A 26,025-nucleotide genomic window follows, 5' to 3' on the forward strand; every position below is an offset into this window, starting at 1 on the left:
GCCTTTTTCCGGCTCACCTCTGCACAATCCGCATGAAACCGGAGAGGCCCTCGTGATATTGAGGGCTTTGCAAATGACAACCTCCCGATTGATCCCCCTCATCATCGCGTCCGCCCTCTTCATGGAGAACATGGATTCGACGGTGATCGCGACAGCACTCCCCGCCATCGCGCGGGATTTGGGCACGGATCCGATCGTGATGAAGCTGGCCTTCACCACCTATCTCCTGAGCCTCACGGTGTTCATTCCGATCAGCGGCTGGATGGCGGACCGGTTCGGCGCCCGGAACGTGTTCCGGGTGGCGATTGCGGTGTTCACCATCGGCTCGCTCGCCTGTGGCATGGCCACATCGCTGGGAGGCCTCGTTGCGGCGCGGGGCTTACAGGGGATCGGTGGCGCCATGATGGTGCCCGTCGGGCGCATCATCCTGCTGCGCACGGTGCCGAAGTCAGAGCTGGTGGATGCGCTCGCCTGGCTCACCATTCCAGCCTTGATCGGGCCGCTCGTCGGCCCACCCGTTGGCGGCTTGATCACGGACACGATCGGCTGGCGCTGGATCTTCTGGATGAACCTGCCCTTTGGCATCCTTGCCATCGTGCTGGCCAGCGCCCTGATGCCCAGCACCAGGGTTGATCGTGTGCCGCCGCTCGACACCACGGGCTTCCTATTGTCCGGCCTAGGTCTCTCATCCTTCATCTTCGGCCTCACCGTGATGGGGCGCGACCTGCTGCCGGGCTGGAGCCCGACGTTTCTCGTGCTCTTTGGCGCAGTGCTGGTGGGGTTTTACATCCGCCACGCGCTCAGAACGCCCAATCCCATTCTCGATCTGACCCTCCTCAGGATCGAGACGTTTCGCGCCGGCGTCGTCGGCGGCAGCCTGTTCCGCATCGGTGTGGGCGCGGTGCCCTTCCTTCTGCCGCTGATGTTCCAGCTGGCCTATGGCATGAGCGCCTTGCAATCCGGCCTCATCACCTTCGTGGCGGCAGCAGGTGCGATTTCGATGAAACTCGGCGCGGCGCGCCTGATCCGACGCTTCGGTTTCCGCCGCCTGCTGCTGGTGAACGGCCTTCTCGCCAGCGCCTCCATATCGGTCATGGGTTTTCTCTCGGCCTCCACGCCCTATCTGATCGCCATAACGCTGCTGTTCGTGGGCGGCTTCCTGCGCTCGCTGCAATTCACGGCGCTCAACGCCATGTCCTATTCGGATGTCGATCACGCCCAGGCGAGCTATGCCACCAGCCTCTATACGGTGGTGCAGCAGCTCTCGCTTTCCATGGGCGTGGTGCTGGCCGCTTTCGTTCTGGAAGCCGCGCAATGGTATCGCGGTGAAATGGCACTGACGCCCCAGGACTTCACCATCGCCTTCCTGGTCGTCGCCGCCTGCTCTATCAGCGCCTGCTGGGAATTCCTGGTGCTGTCACCGGGCGCGGGGGCGAGTGTGAGCGGGAAGAAGGCCGCGGCCTGAGCAGGACGAATAGCCGCGCGTGGGCTTTTCAGCCCCTGGTTACGAAGCTGTCGATCACCCGCTTTTCGCCCGCCTTGTCGAAATCGATGGTCAGCTTGTTGCCTTCTACCGCGCGCACCACGCCATAGCCGAACTTCTCGTGAAAAACCCGTTCGTCCTTGGCGTATTTGACAGGGTCGCCGCCGCGGGCTGCCATTTCGCCTTCGATGAAATGGGGCGTGGAGCGTGTGGCCTTGCCTTCGCTCCACCGGGCCTGCGCGCGTTGCCAGCCCGGCGTTGAATAAGTGTTGCCGAAGGGCTGGGTCTGGTCGTCGAAGCGGCTCTTGCCATAGCCGCCGAGGCCAAAGCCGCCATAGCTCGTCGCCATCGGCGCCACTTCCACATGGCCCTCCGGCAATTCATCGATGAAGCGCGAGGGCAGGGCGTTCTGCCAGAGATTATGGACCCGGCGGTTCTGCGCGAAGGAAATCCACGCCCGGCGCTTGGCGCGGGTAATGCCCACATAGGCGAGGCGGCGCTCTTCCTCCAGCCCCGCGCGGCCTTTTTCGTCAAGCGAGCGCTGGCTGGGGAACAGGCCTTCTTCCCAGCCGGGCAGGAACACCGTGCCGAATTCCAGGCCCTTGGCGCCATGCATGGTCATGATGTTGACCTTGTCTTCCTCGGCCGATTGCTCGACGTCCATCACGAGCGCAATGTGTTCAAGAAAGCCGCCCAGATTCTCGAAATCGCCCATGGAGCGCACGAGTTCCTTGAGGTTGTCGAGGCGGCCTTGCGCCTCGGGGCTCTTGTCGTTCTGCCACATCTCTGTGTAGCCCGATTCATCGAGCACGATTTCGGCGAGCTCCGTGTGCGGAAGACCTTCCGCCATCTGCCGCCAGCGCCCGAAACTGTCGATCAGCTTGCGCAGGGCGCCGCGTGTCTTCGCGGGCAGCTCGTCCGTCAGGGACATCGCATCCGCGGCGCGGTAGAGCGAAATCCCCTGTGACCGCGCAATGGCATGCATGCGTTTGACGGATGTGTCGCCAATGCCCCGCTTCGGCGTGTTGATGATGCGCTCGAAGGCCAGGTCATTGTCAGGTGCGGCAATGATTTTCAGATAGGCCAGCGCATCGCGCACTTCCGCGCGCTCATAAAAGCGCGGGCCGCCGATCACGCGGTAAGGCACGCCCAGCGTGATGAAACGGTCTTCAAAGGCGCGCATCTGGAAGGAGGCGCGCACCAGAATCGCCATGTCGTTGAGCCGCTCGCCCTTCCGCTGCAGGTTCTCGATGTCCTCGCCGATGACGCGCGCTTCCTCATCGCCATCCCAATGGGCGCGGACGATCACCGTCTCGCCATCGTCGCGGTCGGTGTGAAGGGTCTTGCCCAGCCTGCTCTCGTTCTTTGCGATGAGGCCGGAGGCTGCGCCCAATATCTGCGGCGTCGAGCGGTAATTGCGCTCGAGCCTGATCACCTTCGCGCCGGGAAAATCCTTCTCGAAGCGCAGGATGTTGTCAACCTCGGCTCCCCGCCAGCCATAGATCGACTGGTCGTCATCGCCCACGCAGCAGATGTTCTTGTGGCCCTGGGCGAGAAGCCGGAGCCACAGGTATTGCGCCACGTTGGTGTCCTGATATTCGTCCACCAGCATGTATTTGAAGCGCCGCTGATAGTCCTTCAGCACATCCGGGTGTTCCTGGAAGATGCGTAAGACTTCCAGCAGCAGGTCGCCGAAATCGGCCGCGTTCACCACCTTCAGCCGCTGCTGGTATTCGCGGTAAAGCTGCCCGCCCAGGCCATTGGCGAAGCTTCCGGCTTCTCCGTTGGGGATGCGGTCCGGCGTGAGGCCCCGGTTTTTCCAGCCGTCGATCAGGGAGGCGAGCTGGCGCGCGGGCCAGCGCTTCTCGTCAATGTCATGCGCTTCCAGCAATTGCTTCAGAAGGCGGATCTGGTCATCCGTGTCGAGAATCGAAAAGCCTGAGCGCAGCCCGGCAAGCTCAGCGTGGTTGCGGAGGATCTTGACGCCGATCGAGTGGAAGGTGCCGAGCCACGTCATGCCTTCGACGGCACCGCCGATGAGCGCGCCGATCCGGTCCCGCATTTCGCGCGCCGCCTTGTTGGTGAAGGTCACAGCCAAAAGCTGCCCCGGCCATGCCTTGCCGGTCGCCAGAATATGGGCAAGCCTGGTCGTTAGCACCCGCGTCTTGCCGGTGCCCGCACCTGCGAGCACGAGAAGCGGCCCATCGGTGATTTCGACGGCCGCGCGCTGTTCCGGGTTGAGGCCCTTCAAATAGGGTGCCTCCCCTTGCGCCATGGCGCGCGAGGCAAGGCCGCCCGGCTTTATGGCTGGGGCGGGCTCTTCATCGCCGAAATCATCGAGGTCGAAATTCTTGCTGCTCATCTCAAAAGTCCGAATCCACCGGACCTATATAGCAAGCAGGAGAACGAAATGCGAAACCTCAGGCAGCGCGGCGCTCAGGGCAGAAGGGATTCTTCTTCACCTGGCGCACCGCCCCCTGCAAGTGACGCCACGTCGCCGCGGTTTCAAGGTCACCCATTTTCTCACACAGCAGCGCATGCCGGGCCGCTTCCGATTCGGCGGCTGTTCCGTGAACGAATACAAGCGCTTCCGCGAACAGGTTCAGACCGTTGTTCATGTTTTTCGCCTCCTCCGTTTCAAGTTCTGCACGGTATGGAGGTCTAATGCGCCGGCAATGTTGCGCGAGTATGACGTTTTGGAGAGGTCAGGCCTTTTTGGGAATGCCGATCCGGTGCCCCACCTGCGGCGGCACGGGAAGCGGCCGGTGGGCTTCACGCATGGCTTCGATCTTTTCCATCACATCTGCCGGAAAAGGCGCTGATTTCTTGAGGTTCATGTCAATATGCATGACGATGATCTCAGTCACGCAGGAGAGCCAGCCTTCTTGGGCGTGGAACATCTGCTGCACGTAATGCACGCGCTTGGCGTCACAATCCAGAAACTGTGTGTCGACCCTCACCGAATCACCCGCATGGAGTTCCCGCACATAGGTGTTGTGGCATTCGAGCGTGAAGAAGGAGGCGTTCCGCTCCTTCACATAATCCGCGCCCAGCCCCACGGCGGCAAAGGCCTCATCGCCCGCCCGGTCGAACAGCACGTTGTAATAGGCCATGTTGAAGTGGCCGTTGTAGTCGATCCACTGATCTTCGACCTTCAGCAGGCCGCCCACGAAAGGGGCAGGATAACCCATCGCAAAAACTCCGGTTTCTGGTTATTCTTTGGTCCATGGATACTCCGGCGACCAAGAACAGCACAATACAGACGATTGCCGAGCTGCAAGCGTGGCTCGGCGACCGTCTGTCCACCGCACCCGCCGTGCGCGAGCAGCACGGCAAGGACCAGACCTGGAACCCAGGTGCTCCCCCTGATGCCGTGGCTTTTGCACAGAGCACGGCGGAGGTGCAGCGCATCGTGCAGGCCTGCGCCAAGTTCGGCACACCGGTTATCGCCTATGGCACCGGCACCTCGCTCGAGGGGCACTTTTCCGCCCCCTTCGGCGGCATCTCGATCGATCTCTCGGGCATGAACAAGGTGCTGGAGGTGAACGCCGCAGATCTCGATTGCCGGGTGGAGGCGGGCGTCACGCGCAAGCAGCTGAACGCGTATTTGCGGGACCAGGGGCTGTTCTTCCCCGTCGACCCCGGGGCGGATGCAAGTCTGGGCGGCATGACGGCGACAAGGGCTTCGGGCACCAATGCTGTGCGCTATGGCACGATGCGCGAGAATGTCCTGAACGTCACTGCCGTCATGGCCAATGGCGAGGTAATCCGCACCGGCAGCCGCGCCCGGAAATCCTCGGCGGGCTATGATCTCACCCGCCTTCTCGTGGGTTCCGAGGGCACGCTTGGCGTCATCACCGAAGTGGCGCTCAAGCTCTATGGCATTCCGGAAGCGATCGTCTCCGCCGTTTGCCCCTTCCCCTCGGTTGAGGCCTGCTGCAAGGCCACCATCACGGCCATTCAGATGGGAATTCCCGTGGCCCGCATCGAGCTTGTAGATGCCGAGCACGTCAAGGCGTTCAATTCCTATTCGAAGCTCGATCTCAAGGTAACGCCCACCCTGTTCCTCGAATTCCACGGCACGGAGGCCTCCGCCCATGAACAGGCGGATAATTTTGCGGCCATCGCAGAAGAGTTGGGCGGCGGGCCTTATGCGATCGCCACCAAGGAAGAGGACCGCCAGAAACTCTGGCAGGCCCGGCATGATGCCTTCTGGGCCACCAAATCCCTGATGCCGGGGAAGGAGTCCTTTGCGACAGACGTCTGCGTGCCGATCTCGCGGCTGGCGGATTGCGTCACCGAAACCCAGGCGGATCTCGCGGCCAACAATCTCTATGGCCCCATCGTCGGCCATGTGGGCGACGGCAATTTCCACGTGGTGCTGTATTGCGACCGTTCGGATGTGGCGGAATATGCCCGGGTGAAGCAGGTGTATGGGCGGATGATCGACCGCGCCATCGAGATGGGCGGCACCTGCACGGGCGAGCATGGCATCGGGGCGGGCAAGCGCGGCTATCTCGAGAAGGAACATGGCCCGGCGCTCTCCTTCATGCGGGACATCAAGCGCGCGCTGGACCCCAAGAACATCATGAACCCCGGAAAGAACGCTGCCATCTGATGGTCGCAAAGAAGCTGCATCAGCCGGGGGCGATGAAAGTCTGGAAATCCCCCGTCCTCTATTTCGGCGTCCTCCTGGTGGTGGCCGTCGCAGCCCTGCTGCTTGCGCCCTTCATCGTGGACTGGAACGGCTACCGCGCCGATCTCGAAGCCTATGGCAAGAAGCTGACGGGCCGCGAGGTGCGGATCGAGGGCGCCATTTCTGCCCGGCTCTTCCCCTGGCCGCGGCTGACGGCGGAGAACGTGACCATCGCCAACCCGCCGGAACTGGCGGAGAAAGAATTCGCCGCGGCCTCCCGCATCATCGTCCGTATGTCACTGGGCGGGCTTTTGCAGGGCGGCATCGATGTCGAGAGCATCGAGGTGGAAGAACCCACCATCAATTTCGAACGCCTGGCGGCGGGCGGTGGAAATTGGGCGTTCCAGCCCTCGGCGGATCTGACGCGCAGCGACGTTCTCTCCCGCGTCAAGCTGGACAAGATCACCCTGACCGGAGGCACGCTCAATTTTAGGGACAGGCGGCGCGGCGAAACGGTGACGCTCGATGACGTGACCGCCGATCTGGCCTCGCCCGGCGTGACCGGGCCCTGGCGCATCCGGTCGCGCGCGCTCTACAATGACCGTCCGCTCGACATCGCCGTCAACACCGCAACCTATGCCGAAGGTCAGCCCTTCCTGTTCGGCGTGAAGGTGGGGGCGGCGGACAAGTCCGGCTACGTCTATAGTTTCGACGGCACCTACAACCAGGGCACCGCCGAGGGCGGCGTGCTGGTGGAGCCTGCGCAGAATGACGAAGGCAAGGGCGATGCCGAAGGCCGCATCCGCCCGCTGATCTTCTCCGCCAAGGCCAAGGGCAATTTTGAGAGTGTCGCCCTCAGCGATATCCAGGTCTCGCGTGAACAGAAGAATGAGGGTGGGGCGCTCGCCACCGGCTCCGCCACGATCCGCCTCGGAAAGCAGATCGATGCGGAGTTCGATCTGTCCGCCTCCATGCTGGACCTCGATGAGCTGGCAGGTGCCAAATCGCGGGACCTGCTGCGCCAGGCGGGGAGCCTCGCGCTGATTGACAGTCTCCTGTCGCTGCTGCCCTCTGACATGAGCCTCACCGGCAGCGCCAAGGTGACGGCGCTCAAATCCGATGGCCAGACCTTCGACAATGCCGTCCTCGCCATCGAGGCGGATCGTGAGCGGCTGCGCATCAACCGGCTTTCATCCGGGCTTCCCGGCCGCTCGCAGGTGCTGTTCACCGGCAATTATTTTCCAGCACCGGGCGGTGGTGAGCTGGCAGGCGATCTGGCACTCGAAACCAGCGACCTGCGCGAACTTGCCATGTGGATGTGGCGCAGCGGGCGCGCCACGCTGGGTCCCTTGTGGACCGGCAGCCGTGGACGCCTCAAGATGCAGTCGGGCCTGAGCCTCACGCCCTCCCGGCTCCGGCTCACGGGCACTGAATTCGAATTGGACGGCGAACGCGGCACAGGCGCGCTCTCCGTCACTTCGGCCGGTGGCGGGGCGGTTGATCTCGCGCTTGAAACGGCGCATTTCGATCTCGATTCCTACGCGCCGCAGGGAATCCCTGCCTTCTCGGATGCAGCGCGCGAGGGTGTGGGCGGCATCATCGCCTTCGCGCTGCCGCAGGGCGAAGTGCCGGACCTGCGCCTCAAGGTGAAATTCGGTGAGCTCAAGCTCAATGCCGTCACCGCTCAGAATGTGGCGGTCGATCTGCAGTCGGGCGCCAACGGTCTCGACTTGCGCGCGCTCGACATTGGAGCCGTGGGCGGTGCCAGCCTCACTGCCTCGGGCCTCGTGCTCGACAATGGCAAGGGGGCAGATGGCTCCGTCAGCCTCGAGGTGAAGGCCGATAATCCGGATGAGCTGATCAGGCTCCTCGGGCTCGCCGCCAGCGACGGGCTTCCGCCCTGGGCGCGCGGCCTCGGCCAGACGGCGCTGCGCGCCGATCTTGCGGTCAAGCCCGGCGCAGGCGGCTCCAGCATCAAGCTCAATGCAGGCGGCACGGCGGGTGATCTCACGCTGTCTCTCCGCGGTGCAGTGGAGCCCGACATGAAGATGTCGGGCTCGGCCAAGATTTCAGCTCCCACTTCATCACGCATCGTCTCGCTTCTGGGGCTGACGATGATGGAGCAGGACGCGATTCCCGGGAGCATTTCGATTGATGCCGAGGGCGATGTGAAGGGCGGCTTCACCGCCAGCGCCACGCTGCAGGTGCTGGATGCAAGGCTCGATTATCAAGGCGCGGCTGATCCCTTTGCGGAAGGCTTTGGCCTGAACGGCCAGCTGTCGCTCCGGGCAACCGACACGGCACCCCTCATTGGTGCCGCCGGGGTTCCGGTGGCATCGGGCGGCGGCGGCGTGGTGGTGCTCGATTCACCGCTCGTCTGGGCCGACGGCAAATGGACGCTCTCCACCATCGCCGGCCGCTTCGCCGGCCAGCCCCTCAGCGGCGAGGCCAGCCTGACGCCCGGCTTGGTGCTGGACGGCCGCTTGAAGACGGGCACGGTGGTGCTGCGCGATGTGATGGCCGCCGCCCTGATCGACTGGTCGGGGCCTGAGCCGGGGCTCGATGCAGGCTTTGCCCGGTCGCTTCCCTTCGGCCTCACCGGCCAGCTGTGGATCACGCCGTCGGGCCTTCAGGTTCACCCGCACTTCCTGGCGAAGAGCGCGGAGATCGGCATCGAGGTGAAGGATGGCGAGATCCGCCTCGCCGTTGCCGGCAAGGATGAGGATGGCCGCGACGTGCGGATCGATCTCGGCTCCACCGGTTCGGACGAGAGCCGCAAGATTTCCGGAAGCCTCCGGCTGCCCGTTGATCTTGCGCATCAGCTGGCGCTCGTGGGTGGCGCACAAGTCGCATCGGGTGAAGGCGAAATTGACCTCCGCTTCGACAGCGAAGGCCGCAGCCCCGCCGCAGCGCTTTCCGCCGCGCGCGGCGAAGGAAAATATGCGCTCGAAGATTTCCATCTGACGGGCGTCACACCGGCAGCCTTCACCTCCGCTCTCGCGAGCGCCAGGGATTCCGCCGGCGTCACCCAGGCTTTTGATGCGATGCGCGGCGGGCAGGGGGTCGATTTCGGCGATGTGTCGGGCACCGTCGCGCTCAATGGCGGCGAAATGGTCTTCTCGCCCCTCACCCATGCCGATGGCGATGCGGATATCACGGTGAGGACTGTTGTCGACCTGGCACAAAGCGGGATCGACATGGACGTGGGCCTGGCGCTCAAGGCCCGGGAGAAGCTGCCGCCGATGAGTGTGGCCTATGCAGGCCCACCCATGGCGCTCGCCCGTTCCGAGAATAATTCGGAGCTCGCCACGTCGCTGGGTGTCACCATCATGCAGGAAGGCATCACCGAGCTCGAACGGCTGCAGCAGGAGCAGGCAAGGCTCGCCAAGCTCGAGGAGCAGCAGCGCATCGAGGATGAAGCCCGGCTTCAGGCCTATTACGCCCAGCGTGACGAAATCCTCCTGCGCAAGCGCGAACTGAAGGTCCATGCCGAGATGGCAGTGATCGAGGCAGACCGGCTGCGCCGCCGGATCGAGGCCGAGCGCGCTGCCAATGCGGAAATGAACAAGGCAGAGATCCGCCAGCGCCTGCGCGAGCTCCGCACCTGGCGCCGGCAAGCGCGGCTGACGGAGGCAGATCAGCCAAAGCCCGCCGCCGAAGTCCAGGAGGTGAAGGCGCAACCCGTGGAACAGGTGTCGGCTCCGCAGCCTCCTGTGCCACCGCCCAAGCCCGCTCAGTCACGCCCCAAGCCCAAACAGCTCCGCGCGACGTCGAAGCCCATCGCTCCCGTCATCCTCGCCAACCCGCGTGGCGCACCGGTCATCATCTCGGCCCCGCCCGGCAGCCCGCCCTCACAGTAGGCGGCCCCTCAGTCCCCCGAGCGGCCGGCGTCCCTCAGCAGCCACACGCGCACAGCGCTCGAGAGGTTCCGCGCGCCGCGCTCATGATCGATGGTGGCGACGAGCGTTGCAGCCGAAACGTTTCGCGCCACCGCGGCTTTCTGCAACGCCTCCCAGAACTCGGGCTCGAGGGACAGCGACGTCCGGTGGCCTGCAATGGTGAGTGAGCGTTTCAGATCCTTGGCCATGTGGCTCCGCCGGTTGTGAACGGGAACAGCATCAGATCTTTGGGCGGTCTCATTGACATCCTGCTAACCCCCGTCACCCCAGCGAAGGCTGGGGTCCCGCTTTGCATCAGCACGTGCCCCGAGAACAGCGGGATTCCAGCCGTCGCTGGAATGACGGTGTGGAGAGATGCCGCTCACTCCTCGCGCTTCTGGCCGTCGAGCTCCCTCGCGAATCTTTCGTTCAGCGCTTCCGTCAGCACGCGCTCCTGTTTGCTGCGGCCGAACTGCACGCGGTTGTCCTGCGCGTGTTCTTCTTTCGCGGCGCGCGCCTTGCGCTTGCGGTGGAGCTTGAGACTGAGGAGGTCACCCATTCATTTCGGCCCGATCATGTCCTCGGGCCTGACGATCAGGTCGAAATCATCGGCGGGAATGCCATCCTTGATCGCTTCCTCGCGCAAGGTGGTGCCGTTTTTGTGGGCGGTCTTGGCGATCTTGGCGGCGCGGTCATAGCCATATTTGGGGGCCAGTGCGGTCACCAGCATCAGCGAGTTTTCGAGCGAGCGCTTGATGTTGTCCTCGCGCGCCACGATCCCCACCACGCAATTGTCGGTGAAGCTCACAGACGCATCCGAAATCAGGCGCACTGACTGGAGAAAGTTATAGGCCATCACCGGATTATAGACGTTGAGTTCGAAGTGGCCCTGGCTTCCGGCAAAGCTCAAGGCCGCCTGATTGCCGAACACCTGCACGCAGACCATGGTCAGCGCCTCGCACTGCGTGGGATTCACCTTTCCCGGCATGATGGAGGAGCCCGGTTCGTTCTCCGGCAAGGACAATTCGCCGAGCCCCGAACGCGGGCCTGAGCCCAGAAGCCGGATGTCGTTGGCGATCTTGAACAGCGAGACGGCAACCGTGTTGATGGCGCCATGCGTCATCACCATCGCGTCATGGGCAGCGAGCGCCTCGAACTTATTTGGAGCGGAGGTGAAGGGCATGCCGGTGATCGCGGCGATCCGCTCCGCCACCATCTCGGCAAAGCCCAGGGGCGCGTTGAGGCCGGTGCCCACGGCCGTGCCGCCCTGGGCGAGTTCCATCAGCATCGGCATGGTCATCTCGATGCGCTTGATGCCATTCTCCACCTGTTGGGCATAGCCGGAGAATTCCTGGCCGAGCGTCAGGGGTGTTGCATCCTGCGTATGGGTGCGGCCGATCTTGATCACGTTGGCCCATTGCTTCGCCTTCTCGTCCAGCGCCTTGTGCAGGTGGCGGAGCGCGGGGATCAGCCGGTGCTCCACTTCCTCGGCGGCCGCGATATGCATGGCGGTCGGGTAGGTGTCGTTGGACGATTGGCTCATGTTCACGTGGTCATTGGGGTGCACCGGCTTCTTGGAGCCCATGGTGCCGCCCAGCATCTCGATCGCGCGGTTCGAGATCACCTCATTGGCGTTCATGTTGGATTGCGTGCCAGACCCCGTCTGCCAGACGACGAGCGGGAAATGCTGATCGAGCTTGCCGTCAATCACTTCCTGCGCGGCCTTGACGATGGTCTCGCCGATGGTCTTGTCGAGGCGCCCCAGCGCCATGTTGGTTTCCGCCGCCGCACGCTTCACGATGCCGAGCGCGCGCACCACGGGAAGCGGCTGTCTCTCCCAGCCGATCTTGAAATTGCCGATCGAACGCTGCGCCTGCGCGCCCCAATACTTCGTGGCGTCCACCTCGATGGGGCCAAAGCTGTCCGTCTCGGTGCGGGTCTTGGTCATGGCGTCCTCGGAATTCGGGGGTCTTGCGGAATGGTACCGGGCGGCTGATTATCACTTCACACCCCCTCCCGCCAGTCAGACGGAAGTTGACCAGGCATGCGCCCCAAACTGCCCCGTGGCATCTGGATGCTCGGGCTCGTCAGCCTGTTCATGGACGTCTCCTCCGAGATGATCCACGCTATCCTGCCATTGTTCGTGGTGGGAACGCTGGGCGCATCCGCCGCACTGCTGGGCCTGCTTGAAGGCCTGGCGGAGGCAACGGCACAGATCACCAAGCTGTTCTCCGGCGTGCTGAGTGACCGCTGGGGCAGCCGCAAGGGCCTGGCGCTTCTGGGCTATGGCATGGCAGCCGTGGTGAAACCGCTGTTTCCATTGGCCACCACCCTTACCACCGTCTTCACCGCCCGCTTTGCGGACCGGGTGGGCAAGGGCATCCGCGGCGCCCCGCGGGACGCGCTGGTGGCGGATATCGCCCCGCCGGAACTCCGCGGCGCCGCCTTCGGCCTCCGCCAGTCGCTCGATACGATGGGTGCCGTTGCGGGGCCGCTGATTGCCATCATCCTCATGTCGGTGTTCCTGTTCGATCTGCGCAGCGTGATGTGGATTGCCTGCATTCCCGCCGTCCTTGCCGTCGCCTGCTTGGCCTTCGGCGTCGAGGAGCCGCCGCAGCGTGAAAGGCCCGCGCGCAAACCGGGCTTCGATCTCCGCACCGTCCGCTCCCTCAGCCCCGCCTTCTGGCAGGTGACGGCACTGGGCGCGGTGATGATGCTGGCGCGTTTCTCCGAGGCCTTCCTCGTCCTCAAAGCGTCTGATGCGGGCCTCGCCACCGCCTATGTGCCGCTGGTGATGGTGGTCATGAGCCTGGTCTATGCGCTTTCCTCCTATCCGGCCGGCGTCCTGTCAGACAGGGTGGGGCGGCGCGGCCTTCTGGCAGCGGGGTTTCTCGTGCTGGTGGCGGCGGATCTCGTGCTGGCCTTCGGCGGCGGCATCGCCGTCATGATGGCGGGTGTCGCCCTCTGGGGCCTCCATATGGGCCTCACGCAAGGGGTCCTTTCCACCATGGTTGCCGATACCGCGCCCAAGGCACTGCGGGGCACGGCGTTTGGCATTTTCAACCTGGCAAGCGGGCTGGCGCTGCTTGCGGGCAGCGTGCTGGCGGGCCTCCTGTGGGACGGCTACGGCCCTGCCGCCACCTTCATCGCAGGAGGAGGCTTCGCGGTGCTCAGCCTGCTAGGCCTGCCGTGGGTGAAGCCTGGCCAGCCAGAGCATGAACAGGGTTGAGGCCAAGGCGGAGCCTCCGGCCACGAGAAGTGCAGCCTGTGGGGTCACCGCCGAGAGCAGCAGCGCGAAGAGCAGGGGGGCTGATGCATTCAAAACCAGATTGGGCGCGGAGACGATGCCCAGAACCTCGCCATAACCCTTCGGCCCGAACAGCATGAGCGGCACCGCGCCCTTGGCGATGGTGACGAGCCCGTTCGAGGCGCCATAAAGCACCGCGAACACCAATGCCGCGCCCCAGGAAAAACCCATGAGCGCAAAGAGCCCGATTGCCATCGGCAACAGCCCGAAGGCGATTAACCCCAATTGCATGGGGGTCAGCCGCCGTCCCATCACGATCTCGCCCAGCCTGCTTGCCACTTGCGAAGGCCCGATCAAGGCTGCCATGAACACCGCCTCATCGCCGCGAAAGCCCAGGCCAGCGAAGAGCGGCACGGCATGGGCCGAGATCGATGAGAAGACCAGGCCGTTCAGCGCGAGGGCTGCCGCAAACAGCGCCATCGCCTTGAAGCGGTGATGGTCAGCCAGCGGCGCCGTTGCGTCGCTGTGGATATCCTCATGAGACCTGTCGCCCCGCGCGCCGCGCAGCACCGCCCAGTGGATCGGCAGGCAGATGAACAGGTTGAGCGCGGCATAGACCAGCAGCGTATTGGCCCAGCCAATGCCGAGTGCCAGGTAATGTCCAACAGGCCAGAACACGGTGGAGGCGAGGCCGCCGAACAGCGTCAGATAGGAGATGGCGCGGCGCGCACCCGTTCCTACAATCTGCGTAAGGCTCGCAAAGGCCGCATCATAGGTCGCAAAGCGCATGGCAAGGCCCAGCACCAGCCAGCCCAGAACATAGCTCACGGGGTGGGGCAAGAGGCCCATCAACATCAGGCCCCCGGCAGCGCAGACGGATCCTGCCATCATCACCTTGCGCCCGCCCAGCTGGTCAACCAGCCGTCCGCCCCGGCGGGAGATCAGCCCGCTCAGCAGCAGCGCGGCGGAGAAGGCGCCGAAGATCAGCGTCTGCGGCCAGCCCGTCGATGCGGCGATATCCTGCGAGAGTGCGCCCAGCACATAGTAAGTGGTGCCCCAGCCAATGATCTGGGTAACGCCCAATCCGCAGATGATGAGCCAGAGCGGCAAGATGTCAGCGCAGCGTCAGGCCGCCATCGATGGTGATCACCTCACCCGTGGTGAAGCTCGCGGCATCGGACGCAAGATAAACAGCAGCACCGACAAGTTCCTCCACCGATCCGATGCGGTTCTGAACGGCACCCTTGGCCCAGACATTGTTGACCACATCGGGGTGTTCGCGCAGCACCTCTTCCGTCAGTTCGGTGCGGATATAGCCCGGCGCCAGCGCGTTGACGCGGATGTTGAACTCCGCCCATTCGGTTGCCAGGCATTTCGTCAGCATGTGCACGCCCGCCTTCGAGACATTATAGGCCGCATGCCGGAACGGCCAGTTGACGATGCGGCCGGACATCGAGCCGATGTTGATGATGGAGCCCGATTTCTGCTTGATCATCTGCCGGCCCACCGCTTGCGAGGCAAGGAACACGCCGTCAAGGTTCACCGCCATGGTTTGCCGCCAGGTGTCGAGCGAACTTTCTTCAGCGCGGGCAGGCAGGACGATGCCGGCATTGTTGACGAGAATGTCGATCCGCCCCCATTGCGCCGTCACCTCCTGCGCCATGCGTTCGACATCGGCTTCATCCGCGACATCGGCCTTGATCACCAGTGCGCGGCGGCCGCTCGCGCGAATGTCCGCCGCCAGCTCCTCGGCGCGCGCGACGGTTGATTTGACGACAATCGCCACGTCCGCCCCATGCGCCGCCAGCCCCTCCGCCAGCGCCTTCCCGATCCCGCGGGACCCACCCGTCACAATGGCAGTGCGGCCCTCGAGGCTGAAGATTTTCGAATAGGATGAGACACCTGCCAAGACCTGCTCCTGTATTTCGCCAGACTTGATTCTCTCTATAGCCGAAAATCCGTCATCCCGGCCTGCGCCGGGATGACGGCGGTGCTTGTGACAGGCGAGCAGCGTTAGCGCAGCTCATCCCACCAGATCGGATTGCTCCAGGCGCGATGTCCCGCACTGTCGATGACGGTCACGCGGAACCAGGGGCTCTGCTTGCGCATCAGCCAGCCCTTTGCGAGCTTGGCGAGATCCAGGCTCGCTTCGGTGATGGCACGGCCCGTCCGTACTGCACTGCGCGAGGTGCCGCACACAACCGTGATCGTGTCCACCGGCGAGCAGGAAATCGCGATCTCATTGCCCTCGATCTCGATCCCGTGGATTTGCGGACCCATGCTCGAATAGTAAAGTCCCTGCTTCAGGCTGTTCAGCAGCGCTTCGGGGTCCAGGCTTTCTGCCTTCACATGGACCCATCCGCCGAAATGATCTTGCGACTGGAAGTGCGCATCATCCGTGGCGAAGGCGGTCAGGCGGCGGCCTTCGTTCAGAAGCTGGTCCATCAAATACCAGCCGTCGCCGCGGTCATTCTCGATGGCGCAGCCATGATTGTAGACTTCAACCGCATGAGCGCTTTCAATGGCGCGGCCGTCCTCGATCGTCAGCTGGGACCAGGCGGGATGTGCGATGCCGATGAAGGCGCCGGCCTCCTTGGCACGTGCGGAGACGTGAGCACCTGTCTCGCCATCAAGGTTCCGCGGAAAATCCAGCGGCAGGCCTGCGGCGACAATGTGCCAGAGCTCGCCCGCGCTCGTTTCCGGCGCGTGCAGCTCGGCCCCGATCAGCGTGGTGAAATTGTTGGAGCGGAAGCCACGGGTGTCGGCGATGGGGAAATCGAAATTGCCGATGAAATGCTCGGAGAGCTGCATGAAGTCATAGCCGGCATTGCGATAGGCCTCGACCACGGCCTTGGGCTCCAGCACGCCGTCGGAGAGGGTGGAGTGGGTGTGCAGATTGCCGCGCCAGAAGCGGCCCGGTGCGGAGAAGGGGCTAAGCAGTGTCATGCCGTGTTCCTGTTGCTGGTGGTCAGACGCTCATCTGCATGCCGAGCTCGACGACGCGGTCAGGCGGGATGCGGAAGAACTCGATGGCGCGGGAGGATTGGTTCGCCATCATGATGAACAGCCGCTGCTGCCAATAGGGCAGAGACGACCGCGCCGACATGCGTATCACCCGCCGGCCAAGGAAATATGACGCATGTCGCGGGTCGATCTCGAGGCCAAAGGGCGCGCAGGCCCTGAGTGCCTTGGGAACGTCCGGCTGCTCCATATAGCCGAAGCGCGCCTCGACCAGCCATGCTCCCAAGGGAAGCTGCTTCACCCGCACCCGGTCCTCGCCTTCAAGCCGCGGCTGGCTCGTCGTCTCCGCGGTGATGAAGACCAGCCGGTCATGCAGCACACGGTTGTGCTTTAAGTTATGCATCAGCGCACTCGGCGCATAGAGCGGGTCCGTCTGCAGGAACACGGCAGCACCTGCCACGCGCGTGGGCTGGCGCCGTTCCAGGCTTTCGAGCAGCGGCACGAGTTCGACCGATTCCTTCTTCAGCTTGTCGGACAGTGCCTGGCGGCCCCGCATCCAGGTCACCATCAGCAGGATGATGGCCGCACCCAGCAGCACTGGCACATAGCCGCCATTCGCGAGCTTCAGGCCATTCGCCGCCAGGAATGTCGCCTCGATCACGAAGATGATGGCGAGCGCCGGGATCACGATGGACCGCGGCAGGTTGCGCGATTTCCAGAAGAAGATCGAGGCGAGGATCGTATCGACCAGCATCGAGGTGTTGACGGCAATGCCATAGGCCGAGGCCAGATTGCTGGAGGACTGGAACACCAGAACCAGGATGACGACTCCCACCAGGATCATCCAGTTGATCTGGCCCACATAGATCTGGCCCTGCTCGGTTTCGCTGGTGTGGGTGATGCCCATGCGCGGGAACAGCCCCAGTGACATGGCCTGCTGCGCAATCGAAAAGGCACCGGTGATCACCGCCTGCGAGGCGATCACGGTCACCGCGGTTGCCAGAAGCACGAGGGGGATCACCAGCCAGCCCTCGACCATAAGGAAGAAGGGGTTAGACACGGCCTCGGGGTGCGAAATGATGAAGGCGCCCTGGCCCAGGTAGTTGAGGAACAGTCCGGGGAAGACCACGGCCAGCCAGGCGAGCCTGATGGGCTTCGCACCAAAATGGCCCATATCCGCATAAAGCGCTTCGCCACCGGTGACGGCCAGGAACACGCCACCGAAGACGAGAAGTGCGAGGCCCGGCCGCTCCACCAGCATGGCGATGCCGTGGGCCGGGTTGAAGGCGCGGAAGATTTCAAGGTCGTCGGTGATGTGCACGATGCCCATGATGCCCAGCACCAGGAACCAGACAGTGGTGATGGGCGCGAAGAGGGAGGCGACGCCGGACGTTCCCTTGTACTGGAACAGGAACAGCGAAATCAGGATCGCCAGCGTGAGCGGCACCACATAGGGCTCGAAGCCCGGGTGCACCACCTTCAGCCCTTCGACGGCCGAGAGCACGGACATGGCAGGCGTAATCATCGCATCGCCAAAGAAGAAGGCCGCACCAATGATGCCGAGGGCCAGCACGAAGCCGCCCTTCTTGCGCAATTGCGTTTCAACCAGCACCACGAGAGACAGAATGCCGCCTTCGCCGCGGTTGTCCGCCCGCATCAGGAAGAACACATATTTCACGGTGACGATAAGGATCAGCGCCCAGAGCAGGAGGGAGGCGACGCCCAGCACCGCCTCCCGCAGGTCGCCGCCATGGGAGACGACCGGGTGAAGCGCCTCGCGCATCGCATAGAGCGGGCTCGTGCCGATGTCTCCGAACACGACCCCCAGCGAGGCAAACGCAAGCTTGATGGGAGCTTTTCCGGAGCGGGACGGCTCAGCGTTATCTTGTTGCATGGATGCGCGCGCTGTGGCGCTGCCCCTTGTCTATTCCTCGGCGGCTATTCGGCCGTCACGACGGCGCGGCATTCAGCAGGAAGCGATGCCAGTGTCAAGGGCGGGGCCGGCTTCACGGGCTTGGTGGGCGGCGGCGGCGGGTGGTCGATCCGCTGCCAGGGTGCGTTCCCCAGCCAATAGCTCAGCTCCTCGCCACAGCCGGTTCCGTCCTTGGGGTGGGGCTCCGGCTGGGACTTGCAGGTGGGCGAGCCTTGCGGGCAGCCGATGCGGATGTGGAAGTGGTAGTTGTGCCCGTAATAGGGCCGGACCTTGGACAGCCAGGAACGGTCTCCCGTGGCCCATTTGCACAGCTCTGCCTTGATTGGCGGATGCACGAAAATGCGCTCTACCTCCGGGTAGGAGGCGGCCCGCTTGAGAAGCCGCATATGGGCCTCCGTCCACACAGATTTGTCGATGGTCTTGCGGTCCTTGACGACGACGGTCGCCTGGATCTCCTCGCGCTCCTTGGCCGTGAGGATGCGGTCCGGCATGGGGGTCAGCCACACATCGGCATCAAGCCCCACCTGGTGGCTCGCATGGCCCGAAGGCATGGGCCCGCCGCGCGGCATGGACATGTCACCCACCAGCAGGCCGTTCCAGCCGTCCTTGGCCTTGGCCTCCGTTGCCAGCCTTTCGACCAGGGCCACGAGCTGCGGCTGGCCCCAGTTCCGGTTGCGGGTCAGGCGCATCACCTGCCAGGCCGGGCCGTTGATCGGCAGGGCGGTTCCGCCTGCCATGCAGCCCTTGGCATAAAAGCCAATGGCGCGCGGCTTCATCGTGGTGGTGGGGCTCTTGATGCTGCCGAACACTTTCTTGGCCGGAAGCTTCATCAGCTCCTTGTCGGTCATGGCCGCCAGGCCCCGCATGTCTGAGGCGGACTGGGACCAGGCCACACCCATTCCGGCAGTTGCGGTGGCCAGCGCCACGGCGAGCAGCACATGCCTGAACATCGAAACCCTCACTTCTTGCGAAATTGATCGAGCGACACGACCTTCGCCGCATCATCTTGCGTGGGCTTTTCCTCCGCTGCGGCCTCGGGCGCGGATTCGGCCGGTTCTGCGTCCGTTTCGAGCCTTGCGGGGGCAGGCCTCGGCTGCTCCACCTCGCGCGGCCGGCGCTCGGCCGCCTGGGTTTCGAACTGCAGGCCGAACTGCACCGCCGGGTCCAGGAAGCCCTTCACCGCATCGAATGGCACGATCAGATGTTCGGGCACATTGTCGAAGGAAAGCTCCACCTCGAAGCGGTCTTCCATCACCCGCAGGTTCCAGTACTGGTGCTGCAGCACGATGGTCATCTCGCGCGGGTAGCGCTGCAACAGCTTCTCGGAAATCTGCACCCCCGGATGGCGCGTGTTGAACGCGATATAGAAATGGTGCTCTCCGGGCAGCCCCGGCCCCTCCGCAATGCGCAGCGCCTCCCGGACGACCCCCTTGAGGGCATTCTGGGCAAGCAGGTCATAGCGCATCAAGTCTTCTGGCATGCGGGAATCCGGCGTTTCATTCACATCAGTCTTCGCCCGCCTAGCATAGCCTCGCTGCGGAGGCAAAGTCATCCCCGCCGTCCGGCACAGCTTTGTGCCCTTGCCGCAGGGGAGGTTCGGGAAAGTTAGCGCTCGATCTCGTGGCGTGCGGCTTGCGCCAAAAAAGCGGACCGGGTCAGATTGCGCGCACTGGCTGCGGCATCGATCGCCTTCACCATTCCGCTCTCCATGCTCACATTGATGCGAACGATCCGGCCGTCGTTCTCGATGACGGGAACGGCCACCAGAAAGGCCCCCTCCAATAGCTCCGCCGCCACCGCCGGATCGCGCCTGAGCGCGTCAAGCGAACGTGGCTCGGGCAGCGTGTCGTCCTCGGCAAAAAGGGCAAGAGCTTCCGCCGCATGTGGAATGAGGCCTGCCATATCGTCTGCGGCCGAAAAGACTCCGGGCACGTCAGGGAATGAAACCCCGAAGCTCGATCCTTCATCCTTGTGAACGACGGCAATGAAATACTGCATGGTGCTCTCCTTCAAATCCAGCCCGCGTCCTTCGCGATGGCGCGGGCGGTGCCCGTGGGCAAATCCTTCTTCGGATGGGGAACGATGATCGTCTTCCCAGCCTTGCGGAACTTGTGGTGGGAGCCTCGAATGCCGATCAGCTCAAAACCCTCATCCGTGAGCCGCTGGATGATCTTCCTGCTGTCCCGCTCCATGGAGACTACATAGACGATAGTGCGTCCATGCGCAACATTTTGCGCATTTCCGAGGGTCCGCGAGATAAATGAAAGTGCCGGCTTCTGTTGCCAGGTGCCGGCGGACCCCGCCTTGAACGGCTAAGCCCAAGGACTTGAGTTCGGTTGCTCAGGCTGCGTTAAGCAGCCACTGCGACCGGAGCATAGTTGTCGTTGGCAACTATATGTTTAGCCCGATAACGTCGGTACCATCACGGGCAAAAAGCAACCCTTTACACCCTCGTCGATCCTATTTCGCCCCCATCACCGGCCGCCGCCTGCGGCGGTCGGTGGTGGAGGCGCCGGGTACTGCCCCCGGGTCCGAAAGGCTTATTACGATTACCGTTTATCACCATAGTCATGCCTTTTGGGCGTGACGGGGTGGAATATAGGAATTGGAGCCGCGGAAGGAAAGGGAAACTTCGCCACGCCGGGCGGGGTCTTTGTTTCGCGCGCCGGAATCGTCTAACGTCCGCCCCATGAAGCAATATCTCGATCTCATGGCCCATGTGCGCGAGCACGGCCACCTGAAGCAGGACCGGACGGGAACCGGCACGCGCTCCGTCTTCGGCTGGCAGATGCGGTTCGACCTCGCCCAGGGCTTCCCCCTGGTCACCACCAAGAAATTGCATCTGCGCTCGATCATCCATGAGCTTCTGTGGTTCATCCGGGGCGAGACCAACATCGGCTATCTCCATGACAACAACGTCACCATCTGGGACGAGTGGGCGGATGAGAAGGGCGATCTGGGGCCGGTCTACGGGGCGCAATGGCGCTCCTGGCCCGCGCGCGACGGCTCCACCATCGACCAGCTGGCCGATGTCATCGCCCGCATCCGCAAAAGCCCGGATTCGCGCCGCCTGATCGTCACCGCCTGGAACCCGGCGGATGTGGACCGGATGGCGCTGCCCCCCTGCCACTGCCTGTTCCAGTTCTACGTGGCGGACGGCAAGCTCTCCTGCCAGCTTTACCAGCGCTCGGCCGATATCTTCTTAGGGGTTCCCTTCAACATCGCCTCCTATGCGCTCCTGACCCACATGGTCGCGCATGTGACGGGGCTGAAGCCCGGCGATTTCGTTCACGGCCTGGGTGATGCGCATCTCTATCTCAACCACCTCGATCAAGCGGAGCTGCAACTCAAGCGGCAGCCTCTGCCGCTGCCCCGCCTCAACATCAAGCGGGACGTGAAGGACATTGCCGATTTCCGCTTCGAGGACTTCGAGATCGAAGGATATGAGGCTCACCCGAACATTCCAGCGCCCATCGCCGTATGAGCATGCTGGGCGATGATCTTGAGGGCGGCTGGTTCCGCCGGCTGCTGCAGCCTGAAAACCCGGCAGGCCTGATCTATGCCGTCTGCGTGGCGGTAGGCCTGCTGGGGCTGCACCAGCTTTTTCAAATCGTTCTGGCCACGGCGCTGATGCTGTTCACCGGGGCGGACCTTGGCAACACGCGGGATCTGGTGAAGGCGAACCTCGTCATCATCTTTCCGGCCTCGCTCATGGTGGCCGCAGCTGCGTGGTGGCTGGCAGGCTTCCGCGGCGGTGTCCGCGCGCAGGTGCTGAACATGCGCCTGCCGCGCTTCACGGCGCTGGGCTGGCTGGTGCTCGTGCTCGGCTTCATGGTCATCATGTATCTCTCGATCATGGCCATCGTGCTGGCACTGGGCGTCGATCTTTCCCAGTATACGCCAGGCCCCAACGGGCAGTCGCCGCGCACGGGCTCCGCCGGGCTGGTGAAGGAAGCGATGTTCGACATTGCCAATGAGCCGCGGCTGTTCCTGCTCGTGTTCCCATCGATCGCCCTCGGCGCGCCCATTGCGGAGGAACTGATTTTCCGCGGGCAGCTGTTCACGGCGCTTTCCACAACCAGGCTCGGCGCGTCCGGCACCACCGTGGTGACGGCGGCGCTCTGGGCGTTGCTCCATGTCACGGAGCCGTGGCTCTCGATCACGCTCATCTTCGTCATGGGGCTGATCTTTGGCTGGATGATGTTCCGCTTCGGCAGTATCTGGGTCACCATGGCCTGCCACGGCGCGTGGAACGGCACCTATGCACTTCTCATTCTCGCCAATCTCGGAGGCGGAACATGACTCTCGACATCAGAGAGGCCGTGCCGGGGGAGGAGGGGCTCATCACCGCCTTCATCCGCAAGCTCGCCCAGTATGAAGAAAAGCTCGATGAGGTGACCGCCAGAGAAGAGGATGTCGCCGCCGCCCTGTTCGGGCCCACGCCCCGCTGCCACTGCGCGCTCGCCTTCTGGAACGGGGAGCCCGCGGGCTTCGCCCTGTGGTTCTATAATTTCTCGAGCTTCGAGGGGAAGGCCGGGATCTATCTCGAAGATCTGTTCGTGGAGGCGCATCTGCGCGGGAAGGGCATCGGCAAGGCGCTCATCAAGACCCTGGCGCGCCGCTGCGTGGCCGAAGGCCTGCCGCGCTTCCAATGGTGGGTGCTGGACTGGAACCAGCCCGCAATCGAGGTCTACCGCGCGATGGGGGCAAAGCCCATGGATGAATGGACGGTTTTCCGCGTGTCAGGCCCTGAGCTGGAGGAGTTGGCCCGATGACGATCACCATCCGAGCCGCAGCCGCCGGAGACGGCGCCATCCTTCACACCATGGTGCACGCCCTTGTGGTTCACCATGGCTATGAAGAGGGTTTTGCCGCCACCCCTGCGGATTACGAGCGCTTCCTTGCCGACCCCCACGCAAACAACGGCGCGCTCCTCGCCTTTTGGGACGGGGCGCCCGCCGGCTGCGCCACCTGGCAGCGCAGCTATTCCACCTTCCAGGGCCGCGAGACGCTCTACATGGAGGATATCTCCGTGCTGCCGGATTTCCGCCGGAAGGGCATCGGCCAGGCCCTGCTCAAGGCCGTGGCCCGGCTCGCCGTCTCCCGCAGGGCGGCCGCCGTCTCATGGCTGATGATGGGCTGGAACACGGATGCGCGCCGCTTCTATGAGGCCGCAGGCGCCACGGTCGAAGCTGACAATTGCTTTTGCAAGCTGTCGGGCGAAGCACTCCAAAGGCTGGGCGCATGATTTCCTTCGTGGTCGCGGTCTCGCGCAATGGGGTGATCGGGCGTGAGGGGGGCCTTCCCTGGCACATCTCGTCAGACCTCAAGCGCTTCAAGGAAATCACCATGGGAAAACCCGTGGTGATGGGCCGCAAGACCTGGGACAGCCTGCCGCGAAAGCCGCTGCCCGGCCGCCGCAACATCGTCCTCACCCGGGCCAAGAGCTTCAGCGCCGAAGGGGCGGAGGTGGCAGGAACTGTGGAGGATGCGCTGGCGCTCTGCGCGGGCGCGCCGGAGGTGGCCGTCATCGGCGGCGGTGAAATCTACCGGCTGTTCTGGCCCCTTGTGGACCGCCTTTACCTCACCGAGGTGGACCTCGTCGTCGAGGGCGACACGCGCTTTCCCGAACTCGTCCCAGGCGAATGGCGGGAGATGGGGCGCGAGGTCCATGCCAAGGGCGAAAGAGACAGCGCGGGCTTCATTCTCCGCACGCTGGACCGCATGACAAAAAATTAAGTCTTTCCAGTGCGGTGGACATTTTTCGCCTGCGTACCTATATCGTTGCGATTGCTTGTCACGACATCAGAAGAACAAGGATGAATTGAATGCCGTGGAATTCCGAAGGTGGTGGTGGTGGCGGTGGTCAGGGTCCCTGGGGACAGGGGCCGTGGGGCCAGGGTGGCGGACCGCGCCGTCCGAACCCGGGCGGCCGCGGTCCCAATCCGCCAGACCTTGATGATCTGATCCGCCGTGGGCAGGACAAGCTGAAGCAGGTGCTGCCGCAGGGTGGCGGCGGTTATATGGGCTGGCTGATTGCAGCGGCCTTCATTGTGCTGATCGTCGTCTACAACAGCGTCTACCAGGTGCAGCCGGATGAGCGCGGCGTGGTCCTGCGCTTCGGCACCTTCAACCGCATCGCCGATCCTGGCCTCCATTTCGCGCTGTGGCCGGTCGAGACGATGGAGAAGCCCAAGGTCGGCTCCGTCCGCCAGGTCAATATCGGCAGCGAAGGCAATGAAGGCCAGATGCTGACGGCGGACAAGAACATCATCAATGTTCCCTTCTCGGTGTTCTGGCGCATCAATGATGCGCAGAACTATCTCTTCAACGTGTCCGATCAGGAACGGGTCATCCGCTCCGTCTCGCAGAGCGCGATGCGTGAAGTCGTGGGCCAGACCCGCGCCCAGGCGATCCTGACCACGGGCAAGAACACGATTGAGGCGCAGGTCGCCGAAATCACCCAGAACCTTCTCAATGATTATGGCGCGGGCGTCACCATCACCTCCATCAATCTGGGTGACGTGCAGCCGCCCCGCGAAGTGGCGGATGCCTTTGCCGAAGTGGTGCGTGCCGGCCAGAACCAGCAGCAGTCGATCAATGAGGCCGAACAGTACCGCAACCAGCAATACCGCCTGACCGATGGTGAAGCGGCAAAGCTCATTGAAGACGCCAGCGCCTATAAGTCCGCCACTGTTGCGGAATCCCAGGGCGATGCCGCGCGCTTCCTCTCCGTCTATGAGCAGTACAAGAATGCCAAGGATGTCACCCGTGAGCGCATCTACCTTGAAACCATGGAGCAGATTCTGAGCCAGACCAACAAGGTGATCGTCGAGCAGGGCGCGGGCGGGCAGGGGGTCATCCCCTATCTGCCGCTTCCCGAAGTGAAGGCCCGCCAGGGCAATCAGCAGAACTGAGCGGGGCGAGAGAGATGAACAGCACAACCAAGACCATCATTGCCGCCGTTGCCATCGTGGCCGCCGTGGCTTTCTACATGTCCTATTTCGTGGTGGACCAGAAGCACAAGGCGCTGGTCCTGCGCTTTGGTGACATCAACCGCGTGGTGGAAGAGCCCGGCCTCTATTTCAAGGTGCCCTTCGCTGATACGGTCACCATGATCGACAACCGCATCATGATCTGGGAAAACAATGACCGTCCGGTGCAGGACGTCGCCTCCCAGGTCTATATCGTCGATGCCATCACGCTCGCCCGCATCAAGGATGCGCGGCTGTTCCGTGAGACGCTGGGTGCTGACTTGCTGCAGGCGGAAGCCCGCGTGGCCGCCCGCCTCGATGCAGCGCTCCGCCAGACCTATGGCCGCCGCTCCTTCGATGCCGCGCTCTCGTCCGACCGTGGCACCATGATGCGCGAGATCCGCGATCAGCTGCGCGAGGAAGCCGATACGCTCGGGATCGAGATTGTCGACGTCCGCGTCCGCCGCACCGACCTCTCCGAGAATGTGCTGGAGCAGACCTACCGCCGGATGGAATCCGAGCGCAAGGCGCTGGCCCAGGACATCCGCTCCCAGGGTGAGGCGTCCAAGACCCGCATGAACGCCGAGACCGACCGCACGGTCACGGAGAAGCTGGCGCAGGCCAAGAAGGAAGCGCAGATCCTGCGCGGCCAGGGCGATGCCGAGCGCAACAAGGTTTATGCCCAAGCCTTCGAGCAGGATCCGGAATTCTTCGGCTTCTACCGGTCCATGCAGGCCTATGCGAAGAGCCTGGGCAACAGCGGAACGACCATGGTGCTGAGCCCGGACTCGGAGTTCTTCCGCTATTTCGGCGCGCAGAAGGCCGCCGGACCGGCTGCTCCGCCGCCGCTGGCCGTCGCACCTGCACAGGTTCCCGCCACACCCGCACCGGCAACGCCCTCACCGTGATGGTG

The 26,025-nt window shown here is 63.7% G+C and carries 25 protein-coding genes and 1 other RNA gene; 11 read left to right on the plus strand and 15 right to left on the minus strand.

The window, feature by feature from the left end; all coding sequences use genetic code 11:
• The first annotated feature begins 73 nt into the window (after positions 1-73).
• Complete coding sequence (locus ACO06F_RS00405) at positions 74-1,465, plus strand: DHA2 family efflux MFS transporter permease subunit (RefSeq protein ID WP_421694731.1); 1,392 nt, start codon at positions 74-76, stop codon at positions 1,463-1,465.
• Between the two features lie 28 nt (positions 1,466-1,493).
• Here the strand turns inward: ACO06F_RS00405 and ACO06F_RS00410 are convergent, their stop codons facing one another.
• The 3 genes from ACO06F_RS00410 to ACO06F_RS00420 all read right to left on the minus strand — a co-directional run bounded on the left by ACO06F_RS00410 (position 1,494) and on the right by ACO06F_RS00420 (position 4,674).
• Entirely contained in the window at positions 1,494-3,845 is a 2,352-nt protein-coding gene (locus tag ACO06F_RS00410) for an ATP-dependent helicase (protein WP_421694732.1), read from the minus strand.
• 58 nt (positions 3,846-3,903) lie between these two features.
• A complete protein-coding gene (locus ACO06F_RS00415; protein WP_421694733.1) occupies positions 3,904-4,101 on the minus strand; it encodes a hypothetical protein in 198 nt (65 codons plus the stop codon).
• An 87-nt stretch (positions 4,102-4,188) separates the two neighbouring features.
• Complete coding sequence (locus ACO06F_RS00420; RefSeq protein ID WP_421694734.1) at positions 4,189-4,674, minus strand: thioesterase family protein; 486 nt, start codon at positions 4,672-4,674, stop codon at positions 4,189-4,191.
• Positions 4,675-4,709: 35 nt separating this feature from the next.
• Between ACO06F_RS00420 and ACO06F_RS00425 the strand changes: the two genes are divergently transcribed.
• Together ACO06F_RS00425 and ACO06F_RS00430 are read left to right on the plus strand one after the other, a co-directional pair.
• Positions 4,710-6,101, plus strand: a complete 1,392-nt coding sequence (locus ACO06F_RS00425) for an FAD-binding oxidoreductase (protein ID WP_421694735.1) — start codon at positions 4,710-4,712, stop codon at positions 6,099-6,101.
• On the plus strand, positions 6,101-9,979 hold the full coding sequence (locus ACO06F_RS00430) for an AsmA family protein (RefSeq protein WP_421694736.1): 3,879 nt from the start codon (positions 6,101-6,103) through the stop codon (positions 9,977-9,979). The genes ACO06F_RS00425 and ACO06F_RS00430 overlap by 1 nt, the downstream gene beginning before the upstream one ends.
• An 8-nt stretch (positions 9,980-9,987) precedes the next feature.
• Here ACO06F_RS00430 and ACO06F_RS00435 read toward each other — a convergent pair whose 3' ends face one another.
• The 3 genes from ACO06F_RS00435 to fumC form a co-directional block, all read right to left on the minus strand.
• A complete protein-coding gene (locus tag ACO06F_RS00435; RefSeq protein ID WP_421694737.1) occupies positions 9,988-10,206 on the minus strand; it encodes a ribbon-helix-helix domain-containing protein in 219 nt (72 codons plus the stop codon).
• A gap of 173 nt (positions 10,207-10,379) precedes the next feature.
• The gene (locus ACO06F_RS00440) at positions 10,380-10,556 is read right to left on the minus strand and encodes a DUF4169 family protein (protein ID WP_421694738.1); all 177 of its coding nucleotides are present in this window, start codon (positions 10,554-10,556) and stop codon (positions 10,380-10,382) included.
• Complete coding sequence (gene fumC / locus ACO06F_RS00445; protein ID WP_421694739.1) at positions 10,557-11,945, minus strand: class II fumarate hydratase; 1,389 nt, start codon at positions 11,943-11,945, stop codon at positions 10,557-10,559.
• 96 nt (positions 11,946-12,041) lie between these two features.
• On the opposite strand from fumC, the gene ACO06F_RS00450 reads away from it, so the two are divergent.
• Positions 12,042-13,226 carry an MFS transporter gene (locus ACO06F_RS00450; protein ID WP_421694740.1) on the plus strand — a complete coding sequence of 395 codons (1,185 nt, stop codon included), beginning with the start codon at positions 12,042-12,044 and terminating at the stop codon, positions 13,224-13,226.
• On the opposite strand, the gene ACO06F_RS00455 is transcribed toward ACO06F_RS00450, so the two are convergent.
• The 9 genes from ACO06F_RS00455 to ssrA form a co-directional block, all read right to left on the minus strand.
• Complete coding sequence (locus tag ACO06F_RS00455) at positions 13,176-14,354, minus strand: MFS transporter (RefSeq protein ID WP_421694741.1); 1,179 nt, start codon at positions 14,352-14,354, stop codon at positions 13,176-13,178. The genes ACO06F_RS00450 and ACO06F_RS00455 overlap by 51 nt on opposite strands.
• A gap of 4 nt (positions 14,355-14,358) precedes the next feature.
• Positions 14,359-15,153: an SDR family NAD(P)-dependent oxidoreductase gene (locus tag ACO06F_RS00460; RefSeq protein ID WP_421694742.1), complete on the minus strand. Its 795-nt coding sequence runs from the start codon at positions 15,151-15,153 to the stop codon at positions 14,359-14,361.
• Positions 15,154-15,257: 104 nt separating this feature from the next.
• On the minus strand, positions 15,258-16,190 hold the full coding sequence (locus tag ACO06F_RS00465) for a CehA/McbA family metallohydrolase (RefSeq protein ID WP_421694743.1): 933 nt from the start codon (positions 16,188-16,190) through the stop codon (positions 15,258-15,260).
• A 22-nt stretch (positions 16,191-16,212) separates the two neighbouring features.
• Positions 16,213-18,099 (minus strand): potassium transporter Kup, encoded by a 1,887-nt coding sequence (locus ACO06F_RS00470; RefSeq protein WP_421694744.1) that lies wholly within the window; start codon positions 18,097-18,099, stop codon positions 16,213-16,215.
• A 44-nt stretch (positions 18,100-18,143) separates the two neighbouring features.
• A complete protein-coding gene (mepA, locus tag ACO06F_RS00475; RefSeq protein WP_421694745.1) occupies positions 18,144-19,088 on the minus strand; it encodes a penicillin-insensitive murein endopeptidase in 945 nt (314 codons plus the stop codon).
• A gap of 8 nt (positions 19,089-19,096) precedes the next feature.
• Positions 19,097-19,618: an SspB family protein gene (locus ACO06F_RS00480; RefSeq protein WP_421694746.1), complete on the minus strand. Its 522-nt coding sequence runs from the start codon at positions 19,616-19,618 to the stop codon at positions 19,097-19,099.
• A 125-nt stretch (positions 19,619-19,743) separates the two neighbouring features.
• Entirely contained in the window at positions 19,744-20,136 is a 393-nt protein-coding gene (locus ACO06F_RS00485; RefSeq protein ID WP_421694747.1) for a type II toxin-antitoxin system HicB family antitoxin, read from the minus strand.
• Between the two features lie 11 nt (positions 20,137-20,147).
• A complete protein-coding gene (locus ACO06F_RS00490; RefSeq protein ID WP_421694748.1) occupies positions 20,148-20,330 on the minus strand; it encodes a type II toxin-antitoxin system HicA family toxin in 183 nt (60 codons plus the stop codon).
• A 73-nt stretch (positions 20,331-20,403) separates the two neighbouring features.
• Positions 20,404-20,766: a transfer-messenger RNA gene (gene ssrA, locus ACO06F_RS00495) on the minus strand.
• 61 nt (positions 20,767-20,827) lie between these two features.
• On the opposite strand from ssrA, the gene ACO06F_RS00500 reads away from it, so the two are divergent.
• The 7 genes from ACO06F_RS00500 (at position 20,828) to hflC (ending at position 26,020) form a co-directional block, all read left to right on the plus strand.
• On the plus strand, positions 20,828-21,622 hold the full coding sequence (locus tag ACO06F_RS00500; protein ID WP_421694749.1) for a thymidylate synthase: 795 nt from the start codon (positions 20,828-20,830) through the stop codon (positions 21,620-21,622).
• 2 nt (positions 21,623-21,624) lie between these two features.
• Positions 21,625-22,440, plus strand: coding sequence for a CPBP family intramembrane glutamic endopeptidase (locus ACO06F_RS00505; RefSeq protein WP_421694750.1), 816 nt, complete (start codon positions 21,625-21,627; stop codon positions 22,438-22,440).
• Positions 22,437-22,913: a GNAT family N-acetyltransferase gene (locus tag ACO06F_RS00510; protein ID WP_421694751.1), complete on the plus strand. Its 477-nt coding sequence runs from the start codon at positions 22,437-22,439 to the stop codon at positions 22,911-22,913. Before ACO06F_RS00505 ends, ACO06F_RS00510 begins: the two co-directional genes overlap by 4 nt.
• A complete protein-coding gene (locus tag ACO06F_RS00515) occupies positions 22,910-23,386 on the plus strand; it encodes a GNAT family N-acetyltransferase (protein ID WP_421694752.1) in 477 nt (158 codons plus the stop codon). Before ACO06F_RS00510 ends, ACO06F_RS00515 begins: the two co-directional genes overlap by 4 nt.
• Complete coding sequence (locus tag ACO06F_RS00520) at positions 23,383-23,877, plus strand: dihydrofolate reductase (RefSeq protein WP_421694753.1); 495 nt, start codon at positions 23,383-23,385, stop codon at positions 23,875-23,877. The genes ACO06F_RS00515 and ACO06F_RS00520 overlap by 4 nt, the downstream gene beginning before the upstream one ends.
• A gap of 89 nt (positions 23,878-23,966) precedes the next feature.
• Positions 23,967-25,055, plus strand: coding sequence for an FtsH protease activity modulator HflK (gene hflK / locus ACO06F_RS00525; protein ID WP_421694754.1), 1,089 nt, complete (start codon positions 23,967-23,969; stop codon positions 25,053-25,055).
• Positions 25,056-25,069: 14 nt separating this feature from the next.
• Positions 25,070-26,020: a protease modulator HflC gene (hflC, locus tag ACO06F_RS00530; protein WP_421694755.1), complete on the plus strand. Its 951-nt coding sequence runs from the start codon at positions 25,070-25,072 to the stop codon at positions 26,018-26,020.
• Positions 26,021-26,025: the final 5 nt, after the last annotated feature.

Source organism: Aestuariivirga sp. (assembly GCF_965227715.1).
Taxonomy (GTDB): Bacteria; Pseudomonadota; Alphaproteobacteria; order Rhizobiales; family Aestuariivirgaceae; genus Aestuariivirga.